Annotated in this window: 19 protein-coding genes and 1 pseudogene; 12 read left to right on the top strand and 8 right to left on the bottom strand. The window is 73.6% G+C overall.

Features of this window, described 5'->3' with window-relative positions; translation table 11 throughout:
• The first annotated feature begins 3 nt into the window (after positions 1-3).
• Positions 4-561, top strand: a complete 558-nt coding sequence (locus tag ACFYOJ_RS15140; protein ID WP_356550897.1) for a YbaK/EbsC family protein — start codon at positions 4-6, stop codon at positions 559-561.
• Between the two features lie 30 nt (positions 562-591).
• Here ACFYOJ_RS15140 and ACFYOJ_RS15135 read toward each other — a convergent pair whose 3' ends face one another.
• From ACFYOJ_RS15135 to ACFYOJ_RS15120, 4 genes are all read right to left on the bottom strand, one after another.
• The gene (locus ACFYOJ_RS15135) at positions 592-999 is read right to left on the bottom strand and encodes a CoA-binding protein (RefSeq protein ID WP_356550899.1); all 408 of its coding nucleotides are present in this window, start codon (positions 997-999) and stop codon (positions 592-594) included.
• Between the two features lie 24 nt (positions 1,000-1,023).
• Positions 1,024-1,617, bottom strand: a complete 594-nt coding sequence (locus tag ACFYOJ_RS15130) for a hypothetical protein (RefSeq protein ID WP_356550901.1) — start codon at positions 1,615-1,617, stop codon at positions 1,024-1,026.
• Positions 1,512-1,739 carry a cytochrome b5 domain-containing protein gene (locus tag ACFYOJ_RS15125; protein WP_356551205.1) on the bottom strand — a complete coding sequence of 76 codons (228 nt, stop codon included), beginning with the start codon at positions 1,737-1,739 and terminating at the stop codon, positions 1,512-1,514. The genes ACFYOJ_RS15130 and ACFYOJ_RS15125 overlap by 106 nt, the downstream gene beginning before the upstream one ends.
• Before the next feature lie 200 nt (positions 1,740-1,939).
• Positions 1,940-2,929 (bottom strand): AraC family transcriptional regulator, encoded by a 990-nt coding sequence (locus tag ACFYOJ_RS15120; protein ID WP_356550903.1) that lies wholly within the window; start codon positions 2,927-2,929, stop codon positions 1,940-1,942.
• A 126-nt stretch (positions 2,930-3,055) separates the two neighbouring features.
• Between ACFYOJ_RS15120 and ACFYOJ_RS15115 the strand changes: the two genes are divergently transcribed.
• The 8 genes and pseudogenes from ACFYOJ_RS15115 to ACFYOJ_RS15080 all read left to right on the top strand — a co-directional run bounded on the left by ACFYOJ_RS15115 (position 3,056) and on the right by ACFYOJ_RS15080 (position 12,723).
• Positions 3,056-3,610, top strand: coding sequence for an FAD-dependent monooxygenase (locus ACFYOJ_RS15115; RefSeq protein WP_356550905.1), 555 nt, complete (start codon positions 3,056-3,058; stop codon positions 3,608-3,610).
• Between the two features lie 15 nt (positions 3,611-3,625).
• Positions 3,626-3,796: pseudogene (locus ACFYOJ_RS15110) on the top strand (FAD-dependent monooxygenase); the annotation flags it as partial.
• A 92-nt stretch (positions 3,797-3,888) separates the two neighbouring features.
• Entirely contained in the window at positions 3,889-5,139 is a 1,251-nt protein-coding gene (locus ACFYOJ_RS15105; RefSeq protein ID WP_356550907.1) for a 4-hydroxyphenylacetate 3-hydroxylase N-terminal domain-containing protein, read from the top strand.
• Positions 5,126-6,556 carry an MFS transporter gene (locus ACFYOJ_RS15100; protein ID WP_356550909.1) on the top strand — a complete coding sequence of 477 codons (1,431 nt, stop codon included), beginning with the start codon at positions 5,126-5,128 and terminating at the stop codon, positions 6,554-6,556. Before ACFYOJ_RS15105 ends, ACFYOJ_RS15100 begins: the two co-directional genes overlap by 14 nt.
• Positions 6,557-6,603: 47 nt before the next feature.
• Positions 6,604-7,524 (top strand): NmrA family NAD(P)-binding protein, encoded by a 921-nt coding sequence (locus ACFYOJ_RS15095; protein WP_356550910.1) that lies wholly within the window; start codon positions 6,604-6,606, stop codon positions 7,522-7,524.
• A gap of 154 nt (positions 7,525-7,678) precedes the next feature.
• A complete protein-coding gene (locus ACFYOJ_RS15090) occupies positions 7,679-8,305 on the top strand; it encodes a YigZ family protein (protein ID WP_356550911.1) in 627 nt (208 codons plus the stop codon).
• 255 nt (positions 8,306-8,560) lie between these two features.
• Positions 8,561-9,724, top strand: a complete 1,164-nt coding sequence (locus ACFYOJ_RS15085; protein ID WP_356550912.1) for an exonuclease SbcCD subunit D — start codon at positions 8,561-8,563, stop codon at positions 9,722-9,724.
• Positions 9,721-12,723 carry an SMC family ATPase gene (locus tag ACFYOJ_RS15080; protein ID WP_356550913.1) on the top strand — a complete coding sequence of 1,001 codons (3,003 nt, stop codon included), beginning with the start codon at positions 9,721-9,723 and terminating at the stop codon, positions 12,721-12,723. Before ACFYOJ_RS15085 ends, ACFYOJ_RS15080 begins: the two co-directional genes overlap by 4 nt.
• 24 nt (positions 12,724-12,747) lie before the next feature.
• On the opposite strand, the gene ACFYOJ_RS15075 is transcribed toward ACFYOJ_RS15080, so the two are convergent.
• Positions 12,748-13,194, bottom strand: coding sequence for an Lrp/AsnC family transcriptional regulator (locus ACFYOJ_RS15075; RefSeq protein ID WP_356550914.1), 447 nt, complete (start codon positions 13,192-13,194; stop codon positions 12,748-12,750).
• A 144-nt stretch (positions 13,195-13,338) separates the two neighbouring features.
• Here ACFYOJ_RS15075 and ACFYOJ_RS15070 point away from each other — a divergent pair, with 144 nt between their 5' ends.
• Entirely contained in the window at positions 13,339-13,815 is a 477-nt protein-coding gene (locus ACFYOJ_RS15070; RefSeq protein WP_356550916.1) for a rhodanese-like domain-containing protein, read from the top strand.
• Between the two features lie 127 nt (positions 13,816-13,942).
• On the top strand, positions 13,943-14,788 hold the full coding sequence (locus ACFYOJ_RS15065) for an SDR family oxidoreductase (protein ID WP_356550918.1): 846 nt from the start codon (positions 13,943-13,945) through the stop codon (positions 14,786-14,788).
• A 29-nt stretch (positions 14,789-14,817) separates the two neighbouring features.
• Here the strand turns inward: ACFYOJ_RS15065 and ACFYOJ_RS15060 are convergent, their stop codons facing one another.
• Together ACFYOJ_RS15060 and ACFYOJ_RS15055 are read right to left on the bottom strand one after the other, a co-directional pair.
• Positions 14,818-16,506 carry a DUF885 domain-containing protein gene (locus tag ACFYOJ_RS15060; RefSeq protein WP_356550920.1) on the bottom strand — a complete coding sequence of 563 codons (1,689 nt, stop codon included), beginning with the start codon at positions 16,504-16,506 and terminating at the stop codon, positions 14,818-14,820.
• Positions 16,507-16,584: 78 nt separating this feature from the next.
• On the bottom strand, positions 16,585-17,097 hold the full coding sequence (locus ACFYOJ_RS15055) for an Lrp/AsnC family transcriptional regulator (RefSeq protein ID WP_356550922.1): 513 nt from the start codon (positions 17,095-17,097) through the stop codon (positions 16,585-16,587).
• Positions 17,098-17,157: 60 nt separating this feature from the next.
• Here ACFYOJ_RS15055 and ACFYOJ_RS15050 point away from each other — a divergent pair, with 60 nt between their 5' ends.
• Positions 17,158-18,384 carry a PLP-dependent transferase gene (locus ACFYOJ_RS15050; protein ID WP_356550924.1) on the top strand — a complete coding sequence of 409 codons (1,227 nt, stop codon included), beginning with the start codon at positions 17,158-17,160 and terminating at the stop codon, positions 18,382-18,384.
• A gap of 24 nt (positions 18,385-18,408) precedes the next feature.
• Here the strand turns inward: ACFYOJ_RS15050 and ACFYOJ_RS15045 are convergent, their stop codons facing one another.
• A complete protein-coding gene (locus ACFYOJ_RS15045; protein ID WP_356550925.1) occupies positions 18,409-19,833 on the bottom strand; it encodes a GNAT family N-acetyltransferase in 1,425 nt (474 codons plus the stop codon).
• Between the last annotated feature and the right edge of the window lie 155 nt (positions 19,834-19,988).

Here is a 19,988-nt window from a genome sequence, read left to right as displayed (position 1 = left end):
GTCATGCACGCACCCATCGGTCACTTCGACAGCACCACCCCCGCCCCGGACTGCCTCGACGAGCTGACCTCCCCGGTCGCCGACGCCGTACGCCACTGGCGCGGCAGCGTCCCCGCGGGGGAGATCCTGTACGTCGACACCGACCCGCAGTGGGCCGACACCGCCGTCTTCGTCGAGCACTACGGCCGTGAGCTGCTGGAACAGTCCGCGAACTGCGTGGTGGTCGCCGGCAAGCGGGGCGGCGGCACCACACTCGCCGCGTGCGTGGTGCTCTCCACCACCCGGGTCGACGTCAACGGCGTCGTGCGCCGCCACCTCGGCGCCCGCAAGGCGTCGTTCGCCCCGATGGACACGGCCACCGGCGAGACCGGCATGGAGTACGGGGGCATCACCCCCCTCGGTCTGCCCGCCGACTGGCCGGTGCTGGTGGACGCGGCCGTCGTCGACCTGCCCTACGTCCTCGTCGGGAGCGGACGCCGGCGGGGCAAGCTGCTGGTGCCGGGCAAGGCCTTCGCCGAGCTGCCCGGAGCGGCGGTGCTGGAAGGACTGGGCGTCGCCTGACAGGGCGGCGCGGGCTTCTTCCGGACGCCCCTAGCCGAGCCGCGGGATCTCGATCGCCGGGCAGCGGTCCATCACCATGTCCAGGCCCGCCGCCCGGGCCCGCTCGAAGGCGGCCTCGTCGATCACACCCAGCTGGAACCACACCGCCTTCGCACCGATCGCGATCGCCTCGTCGGCGACCTGGCCCGCCAGGTCGCTGTTGACGAACACGTCGACGACGTCGACCGGAAAGGGAATCTCGGCCAGCGAGGCGTAGCCCTGCTCGCCGTGGACGGTCTCCGCCTTCGGGTGCACCGGCACGATGCGCTTGCCGAAGCGCTGGAGGGTCTCGGCCACGCCGTACGCGGCGCGCGAGCGGTTCGAGGAGAGGCCGACCACGGCCCAGGTGTCCCCGGACTCCAGGAGGATCTTGCGGATGGTCTGCCGGGTGTCGTCCATGCGGGTTCCTTCGGTGGCCGGGTGTCACGCGTCCTTGTGTGCTCGATGGTACGAAGCGGTGGCCTCGTGGAGCGCGTCGATACGGTGGCCGAGCAGTTGCGGGAGGCCGTCCGGCGTGTTCGTGCGCCGGGTTTCCATGTCGTGGAGGCCGTGGACGTGAATTGATTTCACGGAACGCAGATAGGTGAGATCGCGTTCCGTCGCTTCGAGCCATTCCTTTTCCAAGAGCTTCAATTGCAGCTCGTCCGCCGATTCCAGGGCGTCGTAGAGCTGCGTGACGGCCGAGGAAAGGTGGTCCGCCCGGTACGGCGGAAGGGCGGAGCTTTCGATCCCCCTGCGGAGTTCCTCGGTGATCGTCGTCGCGATGTCGAGACGGGTGCGGGCCACGAACCTCTCGTGCACCTCCACCGCGAACCGCAGGGTGCAGCGCGTCAATTCACCCCGTGCGGTCGCCGCGCTCGTGCGGGCGTCACGGATCGAGAGGTCGGCGGCCAGGGCGTTCGAGCGCTGGGTCAGTTCCGCGGCCCGGCCGAGCCAGGTTTCGTACGCGGAGGCCAGGGGAGTGGAACGGGTCTTGTCCGTGAGGAGGGATGTGGGCGCCCGGCGACGCCGTTCCACATTCTGCACAGGAATGCCGTCACGCCGCCGTCCCGGTCGTGACCGATGTACTCGAATATCTCGGTGACGTCGGTGCCCAGGTAATTCGCCAGAGGGGTCGCCCCGCCCGGGTGCGGGTCCAGGGGGGAATCCGTGGGTCAATGACGGCGGGCCGAAATTCTCGTGTCCCCGTTCCCTGTTCAGGATTTCCGCGAACCGCAGGGTTTCCCCGGGACTGTTCTCCCCGGAGAATACTCCTTGTGTTCCGTCGAACTGCCCAGACATGGAGAACTTCTCCACTCGTCGGGCCGTCCATCAACCCTTGCCGACCCGATGGAGGGGTTCAATGCTGAACTGTCTGGTTCTGGTTAACGTTCGTCTGCGGAACAGTTCCGGGCGACGCCTGGTCGAGTCGCTGCGCACGGTATTCTCCGGGCGTCATGCCGAACTCCTTGCGGAACGCCAGATGGAACCCCACATGGCTCCCGTACCCGATGATCCGGTGGATTTCCTGCTGCGGAATCGACGGATCGGCCAGCAGCCTGCGGGCCTCCTGGAGCCTGCGGAACAGCAGGTGCCGGGCCGGCGGTTCACCGACGAGTTCGCGGAACACCCGGGAGAATACGGCACGCGACATTCCCGCCTCCCTGGCCAGGGATTCGACCGTCCAGGGACTGGCGTACGAGGCGTAGATGGCCGTCAGCGCCCGGCTGACCCCCTCGTGGCGCAGCGCCTTGAGCGCGGGAGACGCCTCGGCCAGCCGCTCCATCGCCGTACGCAGCGCCAGGACGAAGACCATTTCGAAGGCGCGCAGCGAGACCAACTGGGCTCCCGGCGCCATCCGGGTGCTTTCCCGGGTCAGGCATTCGAGTGTGTAGTGCAGCAGCGGCTCGTCGCGGAGCAGGTGCCGGCGCAGCACGATGATGCGGGGCAGCGCCCGATACAGCGCGGGTTCCGTCACGGGGTCGTAATGCAGGCTGGCGCAGAGTATTTCGGTGTCCGGTGCGGCACTTCCGACGGTGACGGAAGCGGAACCCCCGGGGGAGAGGTCCGGAAGGACGGAATGCAGCGGAGTCGTCGCCCGCCGGGGATCGGAGGCGAAGGAATGGGCCGACCCGTGCGGAAACATCGCGAGGTCGCCCTCGTGCAGCCGTATCGGCTCTTCGTCGCCGAAGGATATGTAACACCCGTTGCGCGCCATGTAATGGAGGATCGCGTGACTGTCGTCCTCTCCGGAGATTCCCCAACTCCCGCCGGCCAGCCACTTGCTGTAGTAGGTGTCAGCCAGCCGTAAGGGCTTGAGCAGCTCACTGAGAACGTCGGCCTGCGGCATGGACAATCCTTAAACGGTTTGAGTCTCCGGTTAATTGATCTTACCTCCCGGCCCGAGAACTCTAGAGGGAGAGGGGCTGGCCAACGGGGGGCGTCCCCTGTGAATGAGCCATGGGGGGAACGGGAGATGAACGTTCTGATCGCGGGGGCCGGTGTCGGCGGGCTGACCGCTGCGCTGAGCCTGCATGCCGCAGGGTGCGAGGACGTGCGCGTGGTCGAGGCCGCGCCGGAGATCCGCCCGTTGGGAGCCGGAATCAACCTCCTGCCGGACGCCGTGCGCGAACTCGCGGCGCTCGGCCCGTACGAGGAACTGCTGCGCCGGTCCGTCCCGTTGGAGCAGCTCGGCTACTTCAACCACCACGGTCAGACCGTGTGGAGCGAGCGGCGCGGCCACGGTGCCGGACACCGCTGGCCCCAACCGGCCATGTCCAGCGGCTCCTCGCAGGAACTCCTCGCCGGCCGGGTCGCCGAACGGCTGGGACTCGACGCCGTCCGCACCGACGCGCGGCTCACCGGATTCACCGTGGCCGACTCCGGTCGCGTCCAAGTGGACCTGGGCCACTGTGCCCGGGGTGGCACGGTGAGCACCGTCGGGACCGACGTCCTGGCCGGCGCGGACGGCATCCGCTCCGTCTGCGCGACGTCCTGGGCGGCGCGGAACCCGCGCAGGAGTTCCCCATGATGGACCGCGCCCCCCTTGCCGCGCTGGTCCTTCGGCCCGGTCACCCTGCTCGGGGACGCCGCCCACACCATGGCGCCCATGGGCTCCAACGCCACCACTCAGGCGGTGGTCGACGCCCGCGCCCTGGCCCACGCGCTGTCCCCGCACGCGGACCCGGTGCACGCACTGCGCGAGTACGACCGCGAGCGGCGGCCCGCTGACCCGGCCCGCACCCGCAGGCTCCCGCAGCTTCTTCCTGCACCCGCACCACCCTCACTCACCGTGATTCCAGGAGAGAAATGCCCCGCACCGGCCAGGACTACCTCGCCTCCTTGCGTGACGGCCGTGCCGTCTGGCTCGACGGAGAGCTGGTCAAGGACATCACCGAGCACCCCGCGTTCCGCAACACCGCCCGCTCCATCGCGGACCTCTACGACCTCGCCGCCGACGGACCGGCCCGCGACGTGCTCACCGTGCAGCCGGGGGGCACCGAACAGCGGATCCTGCGCGCCTGCCACGTGCCGCGCACCCACTTGGAACTGGTGGAGCGCCGTGCGGCGTTCAAGACCTGGTCCGAGGCCGGCTACGGCTTCCTCGGCCGCTCGCCCGACTGCATGGCCACCGGCATCGCCGGGTTCGTGTCCGCCCCCGAGGTGTTCGCGGACGCCGAGTTCGACGGCCGGGACAACCTGGCCGCCTACCACCGGCGGATGCCGGAGGGCAGCCTGTACCAGGCGTTCACCGTCACCAACCCGCAGACCGACCGCACGAAGTCCGCCTCCGGGCAGGAGGAGGACGACCTGTACGTGCGCGTCGTCAAGGAGCGCGACGACGTGTTCGTGCCGTGGGAGAACGTCCTCACCCACCGCAACATGGACGCCGCCTTCCAGATGTGGTGGGGCACCCCCGCGTACACCAACTTCGTCCACCAGGCGTCCGTCCGCTACCGGACCAAGCTGGAATTCCTCACCGGGCTTGCGGTCCTGCCGGCCAAGTCGAACAACACCTATCACCTGCCGCCGGTCCAGATGCAGCTCGGCCGGCTGATCGGCTGGCTCAGCATCGCCAAGTCGATGGTGCTCGCGGCCGAGACCGAGTACGAACAGATCGGCGGGGCGGGCGGCCCCGTCCACCTCAGCCGGGAGATCGCCTCCGCGCACCGGGCCATGGCCGGCGACCTCTACCCCGAGATCCTCGCCGAGCTGAAGATGCTGGCCGGCGGCGGCCTGATCCAGCTCCCGGCCTCCGGCTACGACCTCAACCACCCGGAACTGGGCCGCCTGGTCGCCAAGTACGTCCGCTCGCCCGGCACCCCTGCCGAGCAGCGGATCAAGCTCCTCAAGCTCGCCTGGGACGCGCTCGGTTCGGAGTCCGCCAGCCGCCACGAGCAGTACGAGCGCTTCTACCACGGCGCCCCGCACGTCTACCTGCCCGGCATCCTCCTGGACGGCCGCCCGGACCTCCTGGAGGCGTTCACCCAGTCCTGCCTCGACGGGTACGAGCTGGGCGAGGGCCCGGGGACCGGGGCGGGTTTCCATGGCGGCCGCTAAGAGCGGCTGGGCGCTCGCACTGCTCGCGGGCACCCAGTTCGTACTGATCCTGGACACCTCGGTGATCAACGTCGCGGCCCCCTCCATGGGCCGGGAGCTCGACATCTCACCGGCGGCCCTGTCCTGGGTGGCCAACGCCTACCTGGTCTCCTTCGGTGGGCTGCTGCTGCTCAGCGGGCGGGCGGCCGACCTCCTCGGGCGGCGCAGGGTGTTCGTGTCGGGCCTCGCGGTCCTGATCCTCGCCTCCCTCTTCGGCACCTTCGCCGACAGCGCCGCCCTGCTCATCGCGGCGCGCACGCTGCAGGGCGTGGGAGCGGCGATGGCGGCGGCCTCCGCACTGGCCCTGCTGCTGATGCTGTTCGAGGACGGGCCGGGACGGCACCGGGCACTCGGCGTCTTCGCGGCGATGGCCGGCGCCGGAGGCGCGGCGGGCACCGTCCTGGGCGGCGTGCTGACCAGCTGGTTCGGCTGGGAGTCCACTTTCGCCATGAACGTCGTCGCCGGACTGGTCCTGATGGTCCCGGCGTTCAGGCTGCTGCCCGGGGGACGCGCCGAACGCGACGGGCGCGGCATCGACCTGCCCGGCGCGGTGACGGTCACCACGGGGCTCGCGCTGCTCGCCTACGCCGTGGTCAGCGCAGGGGAGGCCGGCTGGAACGCACCGCAGACCCTCGGCACGGCCGCCGGGGCCGTGCTGCTGCTGACCGCCTTCTTCCTGATCGAGCGCAGGGCGGCAGCACCCCTGGTACCGCTGGACGTCTTCAAGCGCCGCACGCTGCGCTCGGCGAACATCCTGGCCGCGATGTGGCAGATGTCGCTGTTCCCGATGTTCTTCCTGGTGAGCCTCTACCTCCAGAACGTCCTGGGGTACGACGCGGTGGGCGGCGGTCTCGGACTGCTGCCGCTGTCCATCACCGTGGTCCTGGTCGCGAGCTCCGCGGACCGGCTGATCGGCCGGTTCGGGCTGCGCACCGTGATGTGCGCCGGGTTCGTGCTGATCACCGTCGGCATGGCGTGGATGTCGCGGCTCTCGGCGGACGGCTCGTTCGTCAGCGAGGTGCTCTTCCCCAGCCTGGTGCTGGGTGTCGCGCTGCCGCTGGTGTCCATCACCACCCAGGTGACCGCCACCGCGGGCACCGGCGACGAGGAGTCCGGACTCGCCTCGGGGCTGATCAACACCAGCCTGCAGTTCGGCTCCGTGATCGGCCTCGCGGCCCTCTCCGGGATCGCGGCCGCCCGCACAGGCGCGGCCGGGAAGGAGAGCGCCGCAGCCCTCACCGAAGGCATCGGCGCGGCGTTCCTCGCCGGTGCGGTGATCGCCGTGATCGCGGCACTGGTCGCGGCCCGGCTCCGTACCCCCGCACCTCCCGCGGAGACCGGCAGCACCCGTGCGGACACCGCACCGGCCACCCACTGAGACCACCCGTGCCACCGAGCACTCGTACGACCGAAAGGGAAAACCGCATGACCGACAACACCGCCCGGCGCTACCTGGTGACCGGAGCCACCGGCTTCCAGGGCGGGGCCATCGCCCGGCACCTCGCCTCCCGGGGATCCGAGGTGCGCGGACTGGTCCGCAACCCCGCGAAGGCCGACCGCCCCGTGCCCGCGGGAGTGACCCTGGTGGGCGCCGGCCTGGGCAACGCCGAGGAGGTCCTCAAGGCCTTCGACGGCATCACCCACGCCGTGGTGACGATCCCGCTGGAGTACGACACGGACACCGTGCTCTCCTACGCGCGCAACGTCGCCGACGCGGCCCGCGCCGTCGGTGTGCAGCGCCTCGTGTTCAACACGAACACCGCGCTGCCCCAGGAGACGACCCGGTACGCCGCCTTCGAGACCCGGCGGGCCGCCGAGGGCGTCATCTCGGCCAGTGGCGTGCCGACGGTGATCGTGCGTCCGCCGGTCTACCTCGACAACCTCTTCAGCCCGTGGAACGGGCCCGCCCTCGTCAACGACGGCGTGCTCGCCTACCCGCTCCCCGCCGACCAGCGGGTCGCCTGGATCTCGCACGACGACCTCGCGCAGATCGTGGCCGCAGCCCTGGAGAACGACGCGGTGGTGGGCCGGGTGCTGGACGTCGGCGGCGCGGACGTGTTCACCGGACCCGAGCTGGCCCGGGTGTTCGCCGAGGGGCTGGGCCGGGACGTGAGCTACCTGCCGCTGGACGTCCAGCAGTTCGAGGACGGGCTCGCGCACGTCGTGGGTGCGCCGGCCGCCGCGGGCGTCGCCGGGATCTACCACCACGTGAGCACCGGCGAGGCCCCGGGTCTGCTGGCCGCCGACCCGGAGCAGACCGAGCGGGAGCTGGGTGTCACGCTCACCCCGGCCGTCGAGTGGGTCAAGGCGCAGCCCTGGGACCACTGGACCGAGGCAGCCGGCTGACGGGCCGTCGGGGAGCCGCTCCGGGGAGGGCGGCTTCCCGACGTACGCACCGCACGCATGCTCGCCTCCCGGGCGGCCGAGCTGTACCGGGGCGCCTGACCGCCGGGCAGACCTCGGTGGGCGGGGAAAACCCCTGCCCGCATAGGCTGGCCGAATGCAGGACGAGTACCGCACGGTGGCCCGCAAGGGCGTGCACGAGACCGAGATCAACCGCTCGCGCTTCCTGTGCGCCCTCGCCCCGGCGGCGACCGAGGAGGAGGCGCAGGCGTTCATCGCCTCCGTGCGCAAGGAGCACGCCGACGCCAACCACAACTGCTGGGCCTACGTCATCGGCGCCGACGCCGCCGTCCAGAAGGCCAGCGACGACGGGGAGCCCGGCGGCACCGCGGGCGTGCCGATGCTCCAGATGCTGCTGCGTCGCGACATGCGGTACGTCGTCGCCGTCGTCACCAGGTACTTCGGCGGCGTCAAGCTCGGCGCGGGCGGCCTCATCCGCGCCTACGGGGGAGCGGTCGGCGAGGCCCTGGACAGTCTCGGCACCCTCACCCGCCGCCGGTTCCGCCTGGCCACGGTGACCGTGGACCACCAGCGGGCCGGAAAGCTCCAGAACGAGCTGCGGGCGACCGGGCGGGAGGTGCGCGACGTGCGGTACGCCGAGGCCGTCACCATCGAGATCGGCCTGCCCGACGCCGACGTGGACGCCTTCCGCGGCTGGCTGGCGGACGCTACCGCGGGCACGGCCCGCCTCGAGCTGGGCGGGGAGGCGTACGGGGACGTCTGAGGACGGACCACCGCCGCGGACCCGCCGGAAGCGGGTGCCGAGGACGTCACGAGACGGACCGGGGACGCGGGAAACGGATTTTCGCGGACATTTCACCCTCGGATGCGTGGGGCGTACACGGGTTCGTGGGGGAAGCGGGGCGCGGACGTATTAGCGTGGTCGGGGTCGGCCGCGCTCGGGTGGCCGTTCGGACCGGCGATTCGTGCCGGTGGTCGAGGACGCGGTGGGAGTGGGCGTGCGGGGCGGAGCGGACTCGTGAGATTGCTGCACACCTCCGACTGGCATCTGGGCCGGTCGTTCCACCGGGTGAACATGCTCGGCGCCCAGGCCGCCTTCATCGGCCACCTCGTCGAGACCGTGCGCGCACGCGACGTGGACGCCGTGGTCGTCTCGGGGGACGTGTACGACCGGGCGGTGCCGCCGCTCGCCGCGGTCGAACTGTTCGACGACGCCCTGCACCGTCTCGCCGCCCTCGGCGTGCCCACGGTGATGATCTCCGGCAACCACGACTCCGCCCGCCGCCTCGGCGTCGGCGCCGGGCTCATCGACCGCGCCGGCATCCACCTGCGCACCGACCCGGCCGGCTGCGGCACCCCGGTGGTGCTGGCCGACGCGCACGGGGACGTCGCCTTCTACGGCCTGCCCTACCTGGAACCCGCCCTGGTGAAGGCCGAGTTCGCCGTCGAGAAGGCCGGGCACGAGAGCGTGCTCGCCGCCGCCATGGACCGGGTCCGCGCCGACCTCGCCACGCGCGCGCCGGGCACCCGTTCCGTCGTCCTCGCGCACGCCTTCGTCACCGGCGGCGAACCGAGCGACAGCGAACGCGACATCACCGTCGGCGGGGTCGCCTCCGTCCCCTCGGGCGTCTTCGACGGCGTGGACTACGTGGCGCTCGGGCACCTGCACGGCTGCCAGACCATCACCGAACGCGTCCGCTACTCCGGCTCCCCGCTGCCGTACTCCTTCTCCGAGGCGGCCCACCGCAAGAGCACGTGGCTCGTCGACCTCGGCGCCGACGGCTCCGTCACCGCCGAGCGCCTCGACTGCCCCGTGCCGCGCCCCCTGGCCCGGCTGCGCGGCACCCTGGAGGAGCTGCTCGCCGACCCGGAGCTGGCCCGGCACGAGGACGCGTGGGTCGAGGCGACCCTCACCGACCCCGTACGGCCGGCCGACCCCATGGCCCGGCTCACCGAGCGCTTCCCGCACACCCTCAGCCTCGTCTTCGACCCCGACCGCGCCCCGGACGACCCGGCGGTGTCCTACGCCCGGCGCCTCGCGGGCCGCAGCGACCAGCAGATCGCGGAGGACTTCGTGGCACACGTGCGCGGAGCCGGACCCGACGACCGTGAACAGGCCGTGCTGAGGGACGCCTTCGACGCGGTGCGCGCCGACGAGGGCGTGCGGGAGGTGGCCCGGTGAGACTGCACCGGCTGGACATCACCGCCTTCGGCCCCTTCGGCGGCTCGCAGAGCGTCGACTTCGACGAACTGTCGGCGGCCGGACTGTTCCTGCTGCACGGGCCGACCGGCGCCGGCAAGACCTCCGTCCTCGACGCCGTCTGCTACGCCCTGTACGGCTCCGTCCCCGGCGCCCGGCAGAGCGGCGGCCAGGGCATGACGCTGCGCAGCGACCACGCCGCCGCCGGCACCCGCACCGAGGTGCGCCTCGAACTCACCGTCGCCGGACGGCGGCTGGAGGTCACCCGGCAGCCGCCCTGGGAACGCCCCAAGCTGCGCGGCAGGGGCACCACCGTCGACAAGGCCCAGACCTGGCTGCGCGAGTACGACGCGACGGCCGGGACCTGGAAGGACCTCAGCCGCTCCCACCAGGAGATCGGCGAGGAGATCACCCGGCTGCTCGGCATGAGCCGCGAACAGTTCTGCCAGGTCGTGCTGTTGCCCCAGGGCGACTTCGCCCGCTTCCTGCGCGCCGACGCCGAGGCCCGCGGCAAGCTGCTGGGCCGGCTCTTCGACACCGGCCGCTTCGCCGAGGTCGAGAAACGCCTCGCCGAGCGGCGCCGTGCCACCGAGGCCCGGGTGCGCGAGGGCGACACCGCGCTGCTGGCCGACGCCCACCGCATGCAGCAGGCCGCCGGCAACGCCATGGAGCTGCCGGAACTGGCGCCGGGCGAGCCGGGGCTGGCCGAGGCCGTCCTCGGCGCCGCCGCGATCGCCCGCAGCACCGCCCGGGAGCTGCTGGCGATCGCCGACCGCCGGCTCGCTGCCGCCGAGTCCGCCCGGGCCGCCGCCGAGCACGAACTGGCCGGCGTACGGGAACTCGCCCGGCTGCAGCACCGGTACGCCGAGGCGCGGGAGCGGGCCGCGCGGCTGGCGGAGCGGGCCGACGCCCACCGCGCCGCCCGGGAACGCCTGGAGCGCGCCCGCAAGGCGGAGGCGGTCGCACCCGCGCTGGAACTGCGGGACGCCACCGACACCGAACACCGGCGGGCCGCCGCATCGGAGGCCCAGGCACGCGCCCTGCTGCCCGCGGACCTCGCCGGCTCCGGCGCCGACGGACTGGCCGCCGCCGCCCGCCGGACCGCCGAGGAACTGGGCTCCCTGGAGTCGGCCCGGAGGGCGGAACGGCGCCTCGCCTCCCTCGCCGCGGAACGCGCCGGCCTGGACCGGCAGGAACGCGCCGACGACGACGTCCTGCACGAGGCGGAGACCTGGCTGGCCGGCTGGGAGACGCGCCGCGGCGCCCTGCGGGCCCGCGTCGAGTCCGCGCAGGAGGCCGCGGCCCGCGCCGAACAGCTGGCGGTGCAGCGCGAGCCCGCGCGGCGACGGCTGGAGGCGGCGCGGGAACGGGACCGGCTCGCCGTCGAGGCCGACGCGGCGCAGCGCCGCGCACACGCCACGGCCGAACGCGCCCTTGGGACCCGCGCCCGCTGGCTCGACCTGAAGGAACAGCGGCTGAACGGCATCGCCGCCGAACTCGCCGCCCACCTCACCGACGGCGAACCCTGCGCCGTGTGCGGCGCCACCGAACACCCCGCCCCCGCACGCCGGAACGCCGGGCACGTCGGCCGTGAGGCGGAGGAGGAGGCCCTCGCCGAGCACCAGCGGGCCGACGAGGAACGCGCGGCGGCCGAACGGCGTCTCGCCACCGTACGGGAGGCGCTCGCCGCCGCCACGGCGGAGGCCGGCGACACCCCCGTGGCCCAACTGGCCGAGGAGGCCGGGGAACTGGAGCGGGCCTACGCCCGGGCACGGGACCTCGCCTCCGGACTGCACGCCGCCCAGGAGGAGTTGCGCCGGGCGGAGCACGAGCGGGAGCAGCGCATCACCGCCCAGCGGGAGGCCGAGGTGCGGGCCGCCTCCCGGGTGGCCCACCGGGACCGGCTGCAGCGCGAACAGGCGGCCCTGGAGGAGGAGCTGGCCCAGGCGCGCGGCACGGCCGGCAGTGTGGCCGTACGGGCGGAGCAGCTGGAGCGGCGGGCCGCCCTGCTCACCCGGGCGGCCGAGGCCGCCCGCGTCGCCGAGGACACCGCCCGGCGGCTCAAGGACGCCGACGCCCGCCTCGCCGACGCCGCCTTCCGCGCCGGTTTCGACACCCCGCGGGACGCCGCCGCCGCGCTGCTGGACGACGACGCGCACCGCGAGCTGCAGCGGCGGCTGGACGCCTGGCAGACCGAGGAGGCCGCCGTCCGCGCGGTCCTCGCCGAGGACGGCACCGCTGCCGCCGCCCGGCGGCCGCCCGCCGACCTGGTCGCGGCGGAACGCGCCGCGGCCGACGCCGGCCGGCGGCTGCGCGAGGCCGCCTCCGCACGCGACGCCGCCGCCCGGTGCTGCGCCGAGCTGGACCGGCTGTCCGCCGGGGCCACCTCCGCCGCGCGCCGGCTCGCCCCGCTGCGCGAGGAGTACGACCGCGTCGCCCGCCTCGCCTCCCTCGCCGCGGGCACCTCGGCGGACAACGAACGCCGGATGCGCCTGGAGTCGTACGTGCTGGCGGCCCGGCTGGAGCAGGTCGCCGCCGCCGCGACGGCACGGCTGCGGCGGATGTCCGCGGGCCGCTACACCCTCGTCCACTCCGACGACCGCACCGGCCGCGGCCGCAGCGGCCTCGGACTGCACGTCGTCGACGCCTGGACCGGCCGGGAGCGGGACACGGCGACGCTGTCCGGCGGGGAGACCTTCTTCGCCTCCCTCGCCCTGGCGCTCGGCCTCGCCGACGTCGTCACCGACGAGGCCGGCGGGGTGCGCATGGACACCCTCTTCATCGACGAAGGGTTCGGCAGCCTCGACGACCAGACCCTCGACGAGGTCCTCGACGTCCTCGACTCGCTGCGCGAACGGGACCGCAGCGTCGGCATCGTCAGCCACGTCGCCGACCTCAGGCGCCGCGTCCACGCCCAGCTGGAGGTCGTCAAGGGCCGGACGGGCTCGGTGCTGCGGCAGCGGGGCGCGGGCGCGGGCTGAGCCGCCTGCCGGTGCCGGAGCGCCTCAGCGTCCCAGGGGACGGCGCGGCAGCGGCGACGAGTAGACGACGCTCGTCGTCACCGACCCCAGCGCCCCGATCCGGCCCGACACATCCTCCAGGTGCCGCATCGAACGCGCCACGACCTTGATCACGAAGCAGTCGTCGCCCGTGACGTGGTGCGCCTCCAGGATCTCGGGCGTGACGGCCACCAGGTCGTGGAACGGTTTGTAGTTGCCGGTCGGGTACCTCAGGCGCACGAACGCCAGGATCGGCATACCCAGCCGGTCGGGGTCGACGACCGCCGCGTAGCCCTGGATGATCCCGGCCTCCTCCATCCGCCGCACGCGCTCGGTCACCGCGCTCGCGGACATGGAGACGGCCCGGGCCAGGTCGGCGAAACTGGCCCGCCCGTCCCGCTGCAGGACGTCCAGGATGAGCCAGTCGGTGGCGTCCGGGGAATACGTGGTCATCCCGGAGGAATAACAGGGGAATCCCCGGCGGGGCAAGGGGGATACCGGGGATCGTCCCTTCTGGGAGCCCTCGTGCCGCCCGTAGATTTCCGGACAGAGATCCCCAGGGGATCCACAGGAGATCCACCGAGAAAGGGCCGGACCATGACCGCCGCCACCACGAACCCCGTCCTGCGCGTCGCACCCGCGGCCTCCGCCGAGGCCGCCGCGTACTTCCGGGCGAGCCTCGCCTTCCACGCCGACGTGTCCGACGTCGCCGCCGCGCTCGCGGCCGGCGGCGACCCGGGATTCGCCGTCGTGGACTCCCGTTCCACCGAGTCCTGGGACCAGGGCCACGTCCCCGGCGCGGTCCACCTGCCGACCGCGCTCGTCCCCGAGCAGGCCGCCCGGCTCCTCGACCCCGCCGTGCCGGTCGTCACCTACTGCTGGGGCCCCGGCTGCAACGGCGCCTCCCGCGCCGCGCTCGCCCTCGCCGAACTCGGCTACCAGGTCAAGGAGATGCTCGGCGGCTTCGAGTACTGGGTGCGCGAGGGCTTCGCGTACGAGACCTGGCAGGGCGGCGAACGCCGGCCCGCCGACCCCCTGACCGCCCCGGTGGACGCGGCCGACTGCGGCTGCTGACGGGGCGTCGGTTCCGCCCGGCCGGCCGCGGTGCCACGCGGAGAGGCGGCCGGGCGGCCGCGAGTCCCGTACCGTCGCGGCGATAACGGAATGCGCACCGGCGGCCCGCCGACCATCATGGGTGCCCATGCCACGACTTCCGCATCCCACCCCCGAGGAACTGCGCCGCGACCCCCTGCCCCTGCGCGGCCGCACCGCCCTCGTCACCGGAGCCAGCCGGCGCGGCGGCATCGGCCACGCCGTGGCCCGGCGGCTCGCCGCGTACGGGGCGAGTGTCTACCTGCACCACCACGTCCCGCACGACGCCACGATGCCGTGGGGTGCCGACCGGCCCGAGGAGGTCGTCGCCTCCGTGCGCGCCGCGCTCGGCAACCCCGAGGCCACCGTGGTGGCCGGTCCCGGTGACCTCTCCGACCCCGCCGCACCGGCCGAACTCCTCGCCACGGCCGCCGAATTGCTCGGCGGACGGCTGGACGTCCTGGTCGCCAACCACGCCCTCAGCGGCTCCGACGGCACCCTCGACACGATCGACGCGGCGATGCTCGACGCCCACTGGCAGGTCGACACCCGCTCGGTACTGCTGCTCGTCCAGGCGTACGCCCGGCACCGCGCCGCGCTGCCACCCCGCACGCCCGGCGGACGCGTCGTGATGATGACCTCCGGTCAGGACATCGCCGGCGGCATGCCCGGCGAGATCGCCTACGCGCTGCAGAAGGGCGCCCTCGCCTCCGTCACCCGCTCCCTGTCGACGGCCCTCGCCGAACACGCGGTCACCGTGAACGCGGTCAACCCCGGCCCCGTGGACACCGACTACATGACCGGCGAGGACTACGACGCGATCGCCGCACGCTTCCCCGCCGGGCGGTGGGGCATGCCCGACGACCCGGCCCGCCTCGTCGCATGGCTCGCCACGGACGAGGCGGAGTGGATCACCGGTCAGGTCGTCGACTCCGAGGGCGGCTTCCGGCGCTGAGCCGCTGAGCGGCCCGGCAGAGGTCCGGATCAGAGCCGGGACAGTTCGTCCACCAGGTCGTCCAGGCCCAGCGAACCCTGGGAGAGCGCCGCCATGTGCCACGTCTTCGCGTCGAAGGCGTCGCCGTGCCGCCTGCGGGCGTTCTCCCGGCCCAGCAGCCACGCCCGCTCACCGAGCTTGTAGCCGATCGCCTGGCCCGGGATCGTCAGGTACCGGGTCAGCTCGCTCTCCACGAAGTCCGCCGGGCGGCTGCTGTGCGCGCCGAAGAACTCCTGCGCCAGTTCCGGCGTCCACCGCTCGCCCGGGTGGAACGGGGAGTCCGCCGGGATCTCCAGCTCCAGGTGCATGCCGATGTCCACGATGACCCGGACGGCCCGCATCATCTGCGCGTCCAGGTAGCCGAGCCGCTCCTCCGCGTCCGTCAGGAAGCCCAGTTCGTCCATCAGCCGCTCCGCGTACAGCGCCCAGCCCTCGGCGTTGGCGCTGACCATGCCGACCGAGGCCTGGTAGCGGGAGAGGTTCTCCGCGACGTGCGTCCACTGGGCGAGCTGCAGGTGGTGGCCCGGGACGCCCTCGTGGTACCAGGTGGAGACCAGGTCGTACACCGGGAAACGGGTCTGCCCCATCGTCGGCAGCCAGGTGCGGCCGGGACGCGAGAAGTCCTCCGACGGAGGCGTGTAGTACGGGGCCGCCGCGCTGCCGGGCGGGGCGATGCACGACTCCACCTTCCGCACCCGCTCGGCGAGTTCGAAGTGGGTGCCGTCCAGCGCCTCGATCGCCCGGTCCATCAGGCCCTGCAGCCAGTCGCGGACCTCGTCCACGCCCTCGATGTGCCTGCCGTGCTCGTCCAGGTGCGCCAGCGCCACCCACGGCGTCCCGGCGCCCGGCAGGACCTTCTCCGCCTCCTGCTTCATCTCGGCGAGCAGCCGGTGGTACTCGGCCCAGCCGTACGCGTACGCCTCGTCCAGGTCGAGGTCGGTGCCGTTGTAGTAGCGCGACCAGCGGGCGTAGCGCTCGCGGCCCACCGTCTCCGGGGCGCCCTCGATCGCCGGCGCGTACACGTCGCGCATCCAGTCCCGCAGCTCCGCCACGGCCGCGGTCGCGCCCCGGGCGGCCTCGTCCAGCTCCGCGCGCAGCGCCTCGGGGCCGGCGGCGGCGAAGTCCTCGAACCAGCCGCGCCCCTCGCCCGTGTCCGCCCACTCGCCGAGCTGCTCGACGAAGGTCGCGGTCGGGCGCGGTGCCGCGTACAGCTTGCGCTCCAGGCCCAGCGCGAGGGACTCGCGGTAGCCCGCCAGCGCGGCCGGCACCGCGCGCAGCCGCTCGGCGACGCGGGCCCAGTCCTCGTCCGTCGCCGTCGGCGTCACCGTGAAGACCTCGCGCACCGAGTGCGCGGCGGTGCCCATGTTGCCGACCGCGCGCAGGCCCTCCTCCGCCTCGTGCACCGCGAGTTCGGCCGTCAGGCGCTCCCGCAGCAGCCGGGCGCAGCGCCGCTCCACGTCGCTGTCCCCGCCGGGGCGGCGCTCCGCCTCGTCGAGCCGGGCGAGGGTGGTCCGTGCCAGCTCCGCGAGGGCCTCCTGCCCCGCCGGGGAGAAGTCGGGCAGACGGCTGGAACTCTCGGGGACACCGAGATACGTACCGGTGACCGGGTCGAGGGCGATGAGCTCGTCGACGTAGGCGTCGGCGACCTCGCGGGGCAGCGGGCTCTTGATCTCTGACATGCGGACATCCTCGTACGGACACCGGGACCGCGTCAGCCCGCTCCGAGAGGTCCGGCGGCGAGAGCGGCCGGATTTCGCTCAGGGCGTGCTCGGGGCGGCTTGGGGCGCGGCGCCCGGCACCTCGGGCGGCAGCAGGGGACCGCACTCCCACTTCTGGAAGATCAGCCGCGTCTCGACGCGGGCCACCTCCCGGCGGGAGGTGAACTCGTCCAGTACCAGCCGCTGCAGGTCCGTCATGTCCGCGACCGCGACATGCACCAGGTAGTCGTCCGGGCCGGTCAGATGGAACACGGTGCGCGACTCGGGCAGCGCCCGGATGCGTTCCACGAAGGGCCCGACCAGCTCCCGCCGGTGCGGGCGCACCTGCACCGACAGCAGCGCCTGCAGCCCGCGTCCCAGCTTCGCCGGGTCCAGCTCCAGCCGGTGGCCGAGGATCACCCCGGCACGCCGCAGCCGGGCCACCCGGTCCAGACAGGTCGACGGCGCCACCCCGACCTGCGCAGCGAGGTCCCGGTAGGTGCTCCGGGCGTCGTTCTGCAGCAGCCGCAGCAGATGCAGATCCACCGGGTCCAGTACGACGGAATCGGCCATCCGCCGAACGTAGCACGGGCGGCGGTCCCGGCGGCCCGTTCTCTGTTCACTCTTCCGTCCATGGACTCTGACTCCGCGCGCACGCACACGACATCCTCCGACGGCGTACGCCCCACCCCGCCCACGGGCAGGGCACTGGCCACCGAGGCCGTGCACGCCGGCCGCGACGACCTCGCGGCCCAGGGACTGCACGCCCCGCCCATCGACCTGTCCACGACCTACCCGTCGTACGACAGCCGCGGCGAGGCCGCCCGCATCGACGCCTTCGCCGCCACCGGCGCCGACCCGGACGGCCCGCCGGTCTACGGCCGCCTCGGCAACCCGACCGTCGCCCGCTTCGAGATTGCGCTGGCCCGCCTGGAGGGCACCGAGTCGGCGGTCGCCTTCGCCAGCGGCATGGCCGCGCTCAGCGCCGTCCTGCTGGTCCGCGCCTCCATGGGGCTGCGGCACGTCGTCGCGGTACGGCCCCTGTACGGGTGCAGCGACCATCTGCTGACCGCCGGGCTGCTCGGCTCGGAGGTCACCTGGACCGACCCGGCCGGCATCGCGGACGCGCTGCGCCCGGACACCGGCCTGGTGATCGTCGAGTCCCCGGCCAACCCCACGCTGGCCGAGGTGGACCTGCGGGCCGTCGCCCACGCCTGCGGCTCCGTGCCGCTGCTCGTCGACAACACCTTCGCCACGCCCGTGCTCCAGCGGCCCGCCGGGCACGGCGCCCGCCTGGTGCTGCACAGCGCCACCAAGTACCTCGGCGGGCACGGGGACGTGCTGGCCGGGGTGGTGGCCTGCGACGAGGAGTTCGCGGGACGGCTGCGGCAGATCCGCTTCGCCACCGGCGGTGTGCTCCACCCGCTCGCCGGCTACCTGCTGCTGCGCGGCCTGTCCACCCTGCCGGTCCGTGTGCGCGCCGCCTCCGCGAACGCCGCCGAACTCGTCGCGCGCCTCGCCGCCGACCCCCGCGTGGCCCGCGTGCACTATCCGCGCATCGGCGGCGCCATGGTCTCCTTCGAGGTGCACGGCGACCCGCACGAGGTCATCTCCCGGGTCCGGCTGGTCACTCCGGCCGTGAGTCTCGGCAGCGTCGACACGCTCATCCAGCACCCGGCGTCCATCAGCCACCGCATCGTCGACGCCGACGACCGGCGCGGCGCCGGGGTGAGCGACCGGTTGCTGCGGCTGTCGGTGGGCCTGGAGGACGTGGAGGACCTGTGGGCCGACCTGGACGCGGCGCTGGGGGAGCGGGCGGAGGAGGCACCGGCGCGCAAGGCGCTGTCACGGACCGAGTGACGGCGTCCCCCGCCCGCCGGACGGCTACTCCCGGCCGGCCCGCTCGCCGTGCGGCAGCCGTGCCGCCGCACGGGCCGCGGGGTCCAGGCGGGCGGTGACGACCAGGGTCCCCTCCTCGATCTGGTAGTCGAGGGGGAGGCCCAGGCCGCGCATCGCGGCGACCATGCCGGTGTTCGACGCCTGCGTGACGGCGTACACGCTCTCGCAGCCCGCTTCGGCCGCCATCGCCACCAGTCGCGCGAGCAGTTCGCCGCCGATGCCCCGGCGCTGCCAGGCGTCCTCGACGAGCAGGGCGACCTCCGTCTCGTCCCCGTCCCACAGCAGATGGCCGAGGCCGACGATCCGGCCCGAGGCGGTCTGCGCGGCCAGGGTGCGGCCGTGGCGCGGGCCGAGCAGGTGGTTCAGGTAGCGGTCGGCGTCCTGGACGGGGCCGTGGTAGCGCAGGCCGAGGGTGCGGTCCGAGCACCGTTCGTGCATCGCCTTCGCCGCCGCGACGTCCCGGGTGCCGGCGCGGCGCACCGTGATGTCGCTCCCCTCGGGCAGCGTCAGCACGTCCCGGCCGCGGGGGAGGCGCGGACCGAGCCGGGCGTCCAGCTCGACCAGGGCCCGCGCCCGGGCGAACTCGGCGGGCGTGAACGGCAGATACGGCCGTTCCACGCTGATCACCCCGCCCTCCGGCGCGCGCAGCCGCAGCACGGTGTCCTCGAGGGCGCCCTCCGCCGGGACCAGGGCCTCCGCACGCGACCCGGCGGGCAGCGACCGGACGGTGCAGCGACCCAGCAACTGCCGTAGCGCCAAGGGGAGTTCGGCGGCGTCCAGGGCGGTGCGGGCGGCCAGCCCCAGGATCCGGGTCGGCGCGTCGACCAGGTCGTGGGCGTCGGCCCGCTCGGTCCACGTGTCGGCGCCGCCCGCCGCCGAGACCACCGCGGCCAGCTCCGTGCCCGACAGGCCGCCCGGGGTCCGCAGCAGGAACTCGTCCACCGTGCCGTCGGCCAGCGGATGCGTCTGCAGGCTCAGGATGTCCACCCGGTGCTCGGCGAGCGCCGTGCACAGGACGGCCAGCGACCCGGGCGCGTCCCGCACCGTCGTCCGCATCCGCCACAGCGCGCTGTCCCCGGAACCGGTTTCCGTCGCACAGCCCGGCCCGGCCCCCGGCGCGGTGGACGCCCCGGTCCCCGTCGCGCCGCCGGACGCTCCGGCCCCCGTCGCGCCGCCGGACGCTCCGGCCCCCGTCGCGCCGCCGGACGCTCCGGCCCGTTCCGCGGACGGCGGCCGGGCGTCGGTATCCGCCGCCGGCGGCGCGTGCCCGTGGCGGCGTGCCCACCAGGTGTGGAAGCCCGCCGTGGCGAGCAGGGCGGCCATCGAGGCCACGAGCAGGACCCCCGGTGTCCCGACCGTCCCGGCACCCTGCTCGACCGTCCGCGTCACGGCCTGGGTCACTTCGGACATGTATCGACTCATGCGACCACTGTGGAGGAACCGTGTTGCGCGATCACGAACGCGCTGTGTCCTCCGGGTAAAGAGCCCTTCCGGGACATTCGGCCCACCCCGGGCGGGCCTCCCCTCAGGCCGACGCGGGGCCGCGCACCGGGGGATGACGCCGG

The organism is Streptomyces sp. NPDC006384, assembly GCF_042870695.1.
In the GTDB taxonomy this organism is placed as follows: domain Bacteria; phylum Actinomycetota; class Actinomycetes; order Streptomycetales; family Streptomycetaceae; genus Streptomyces.
Note: the sequence above shows the minus strand (reverse complement) of the source record. Positions and strands in the feature narration are given on the sequence as shown.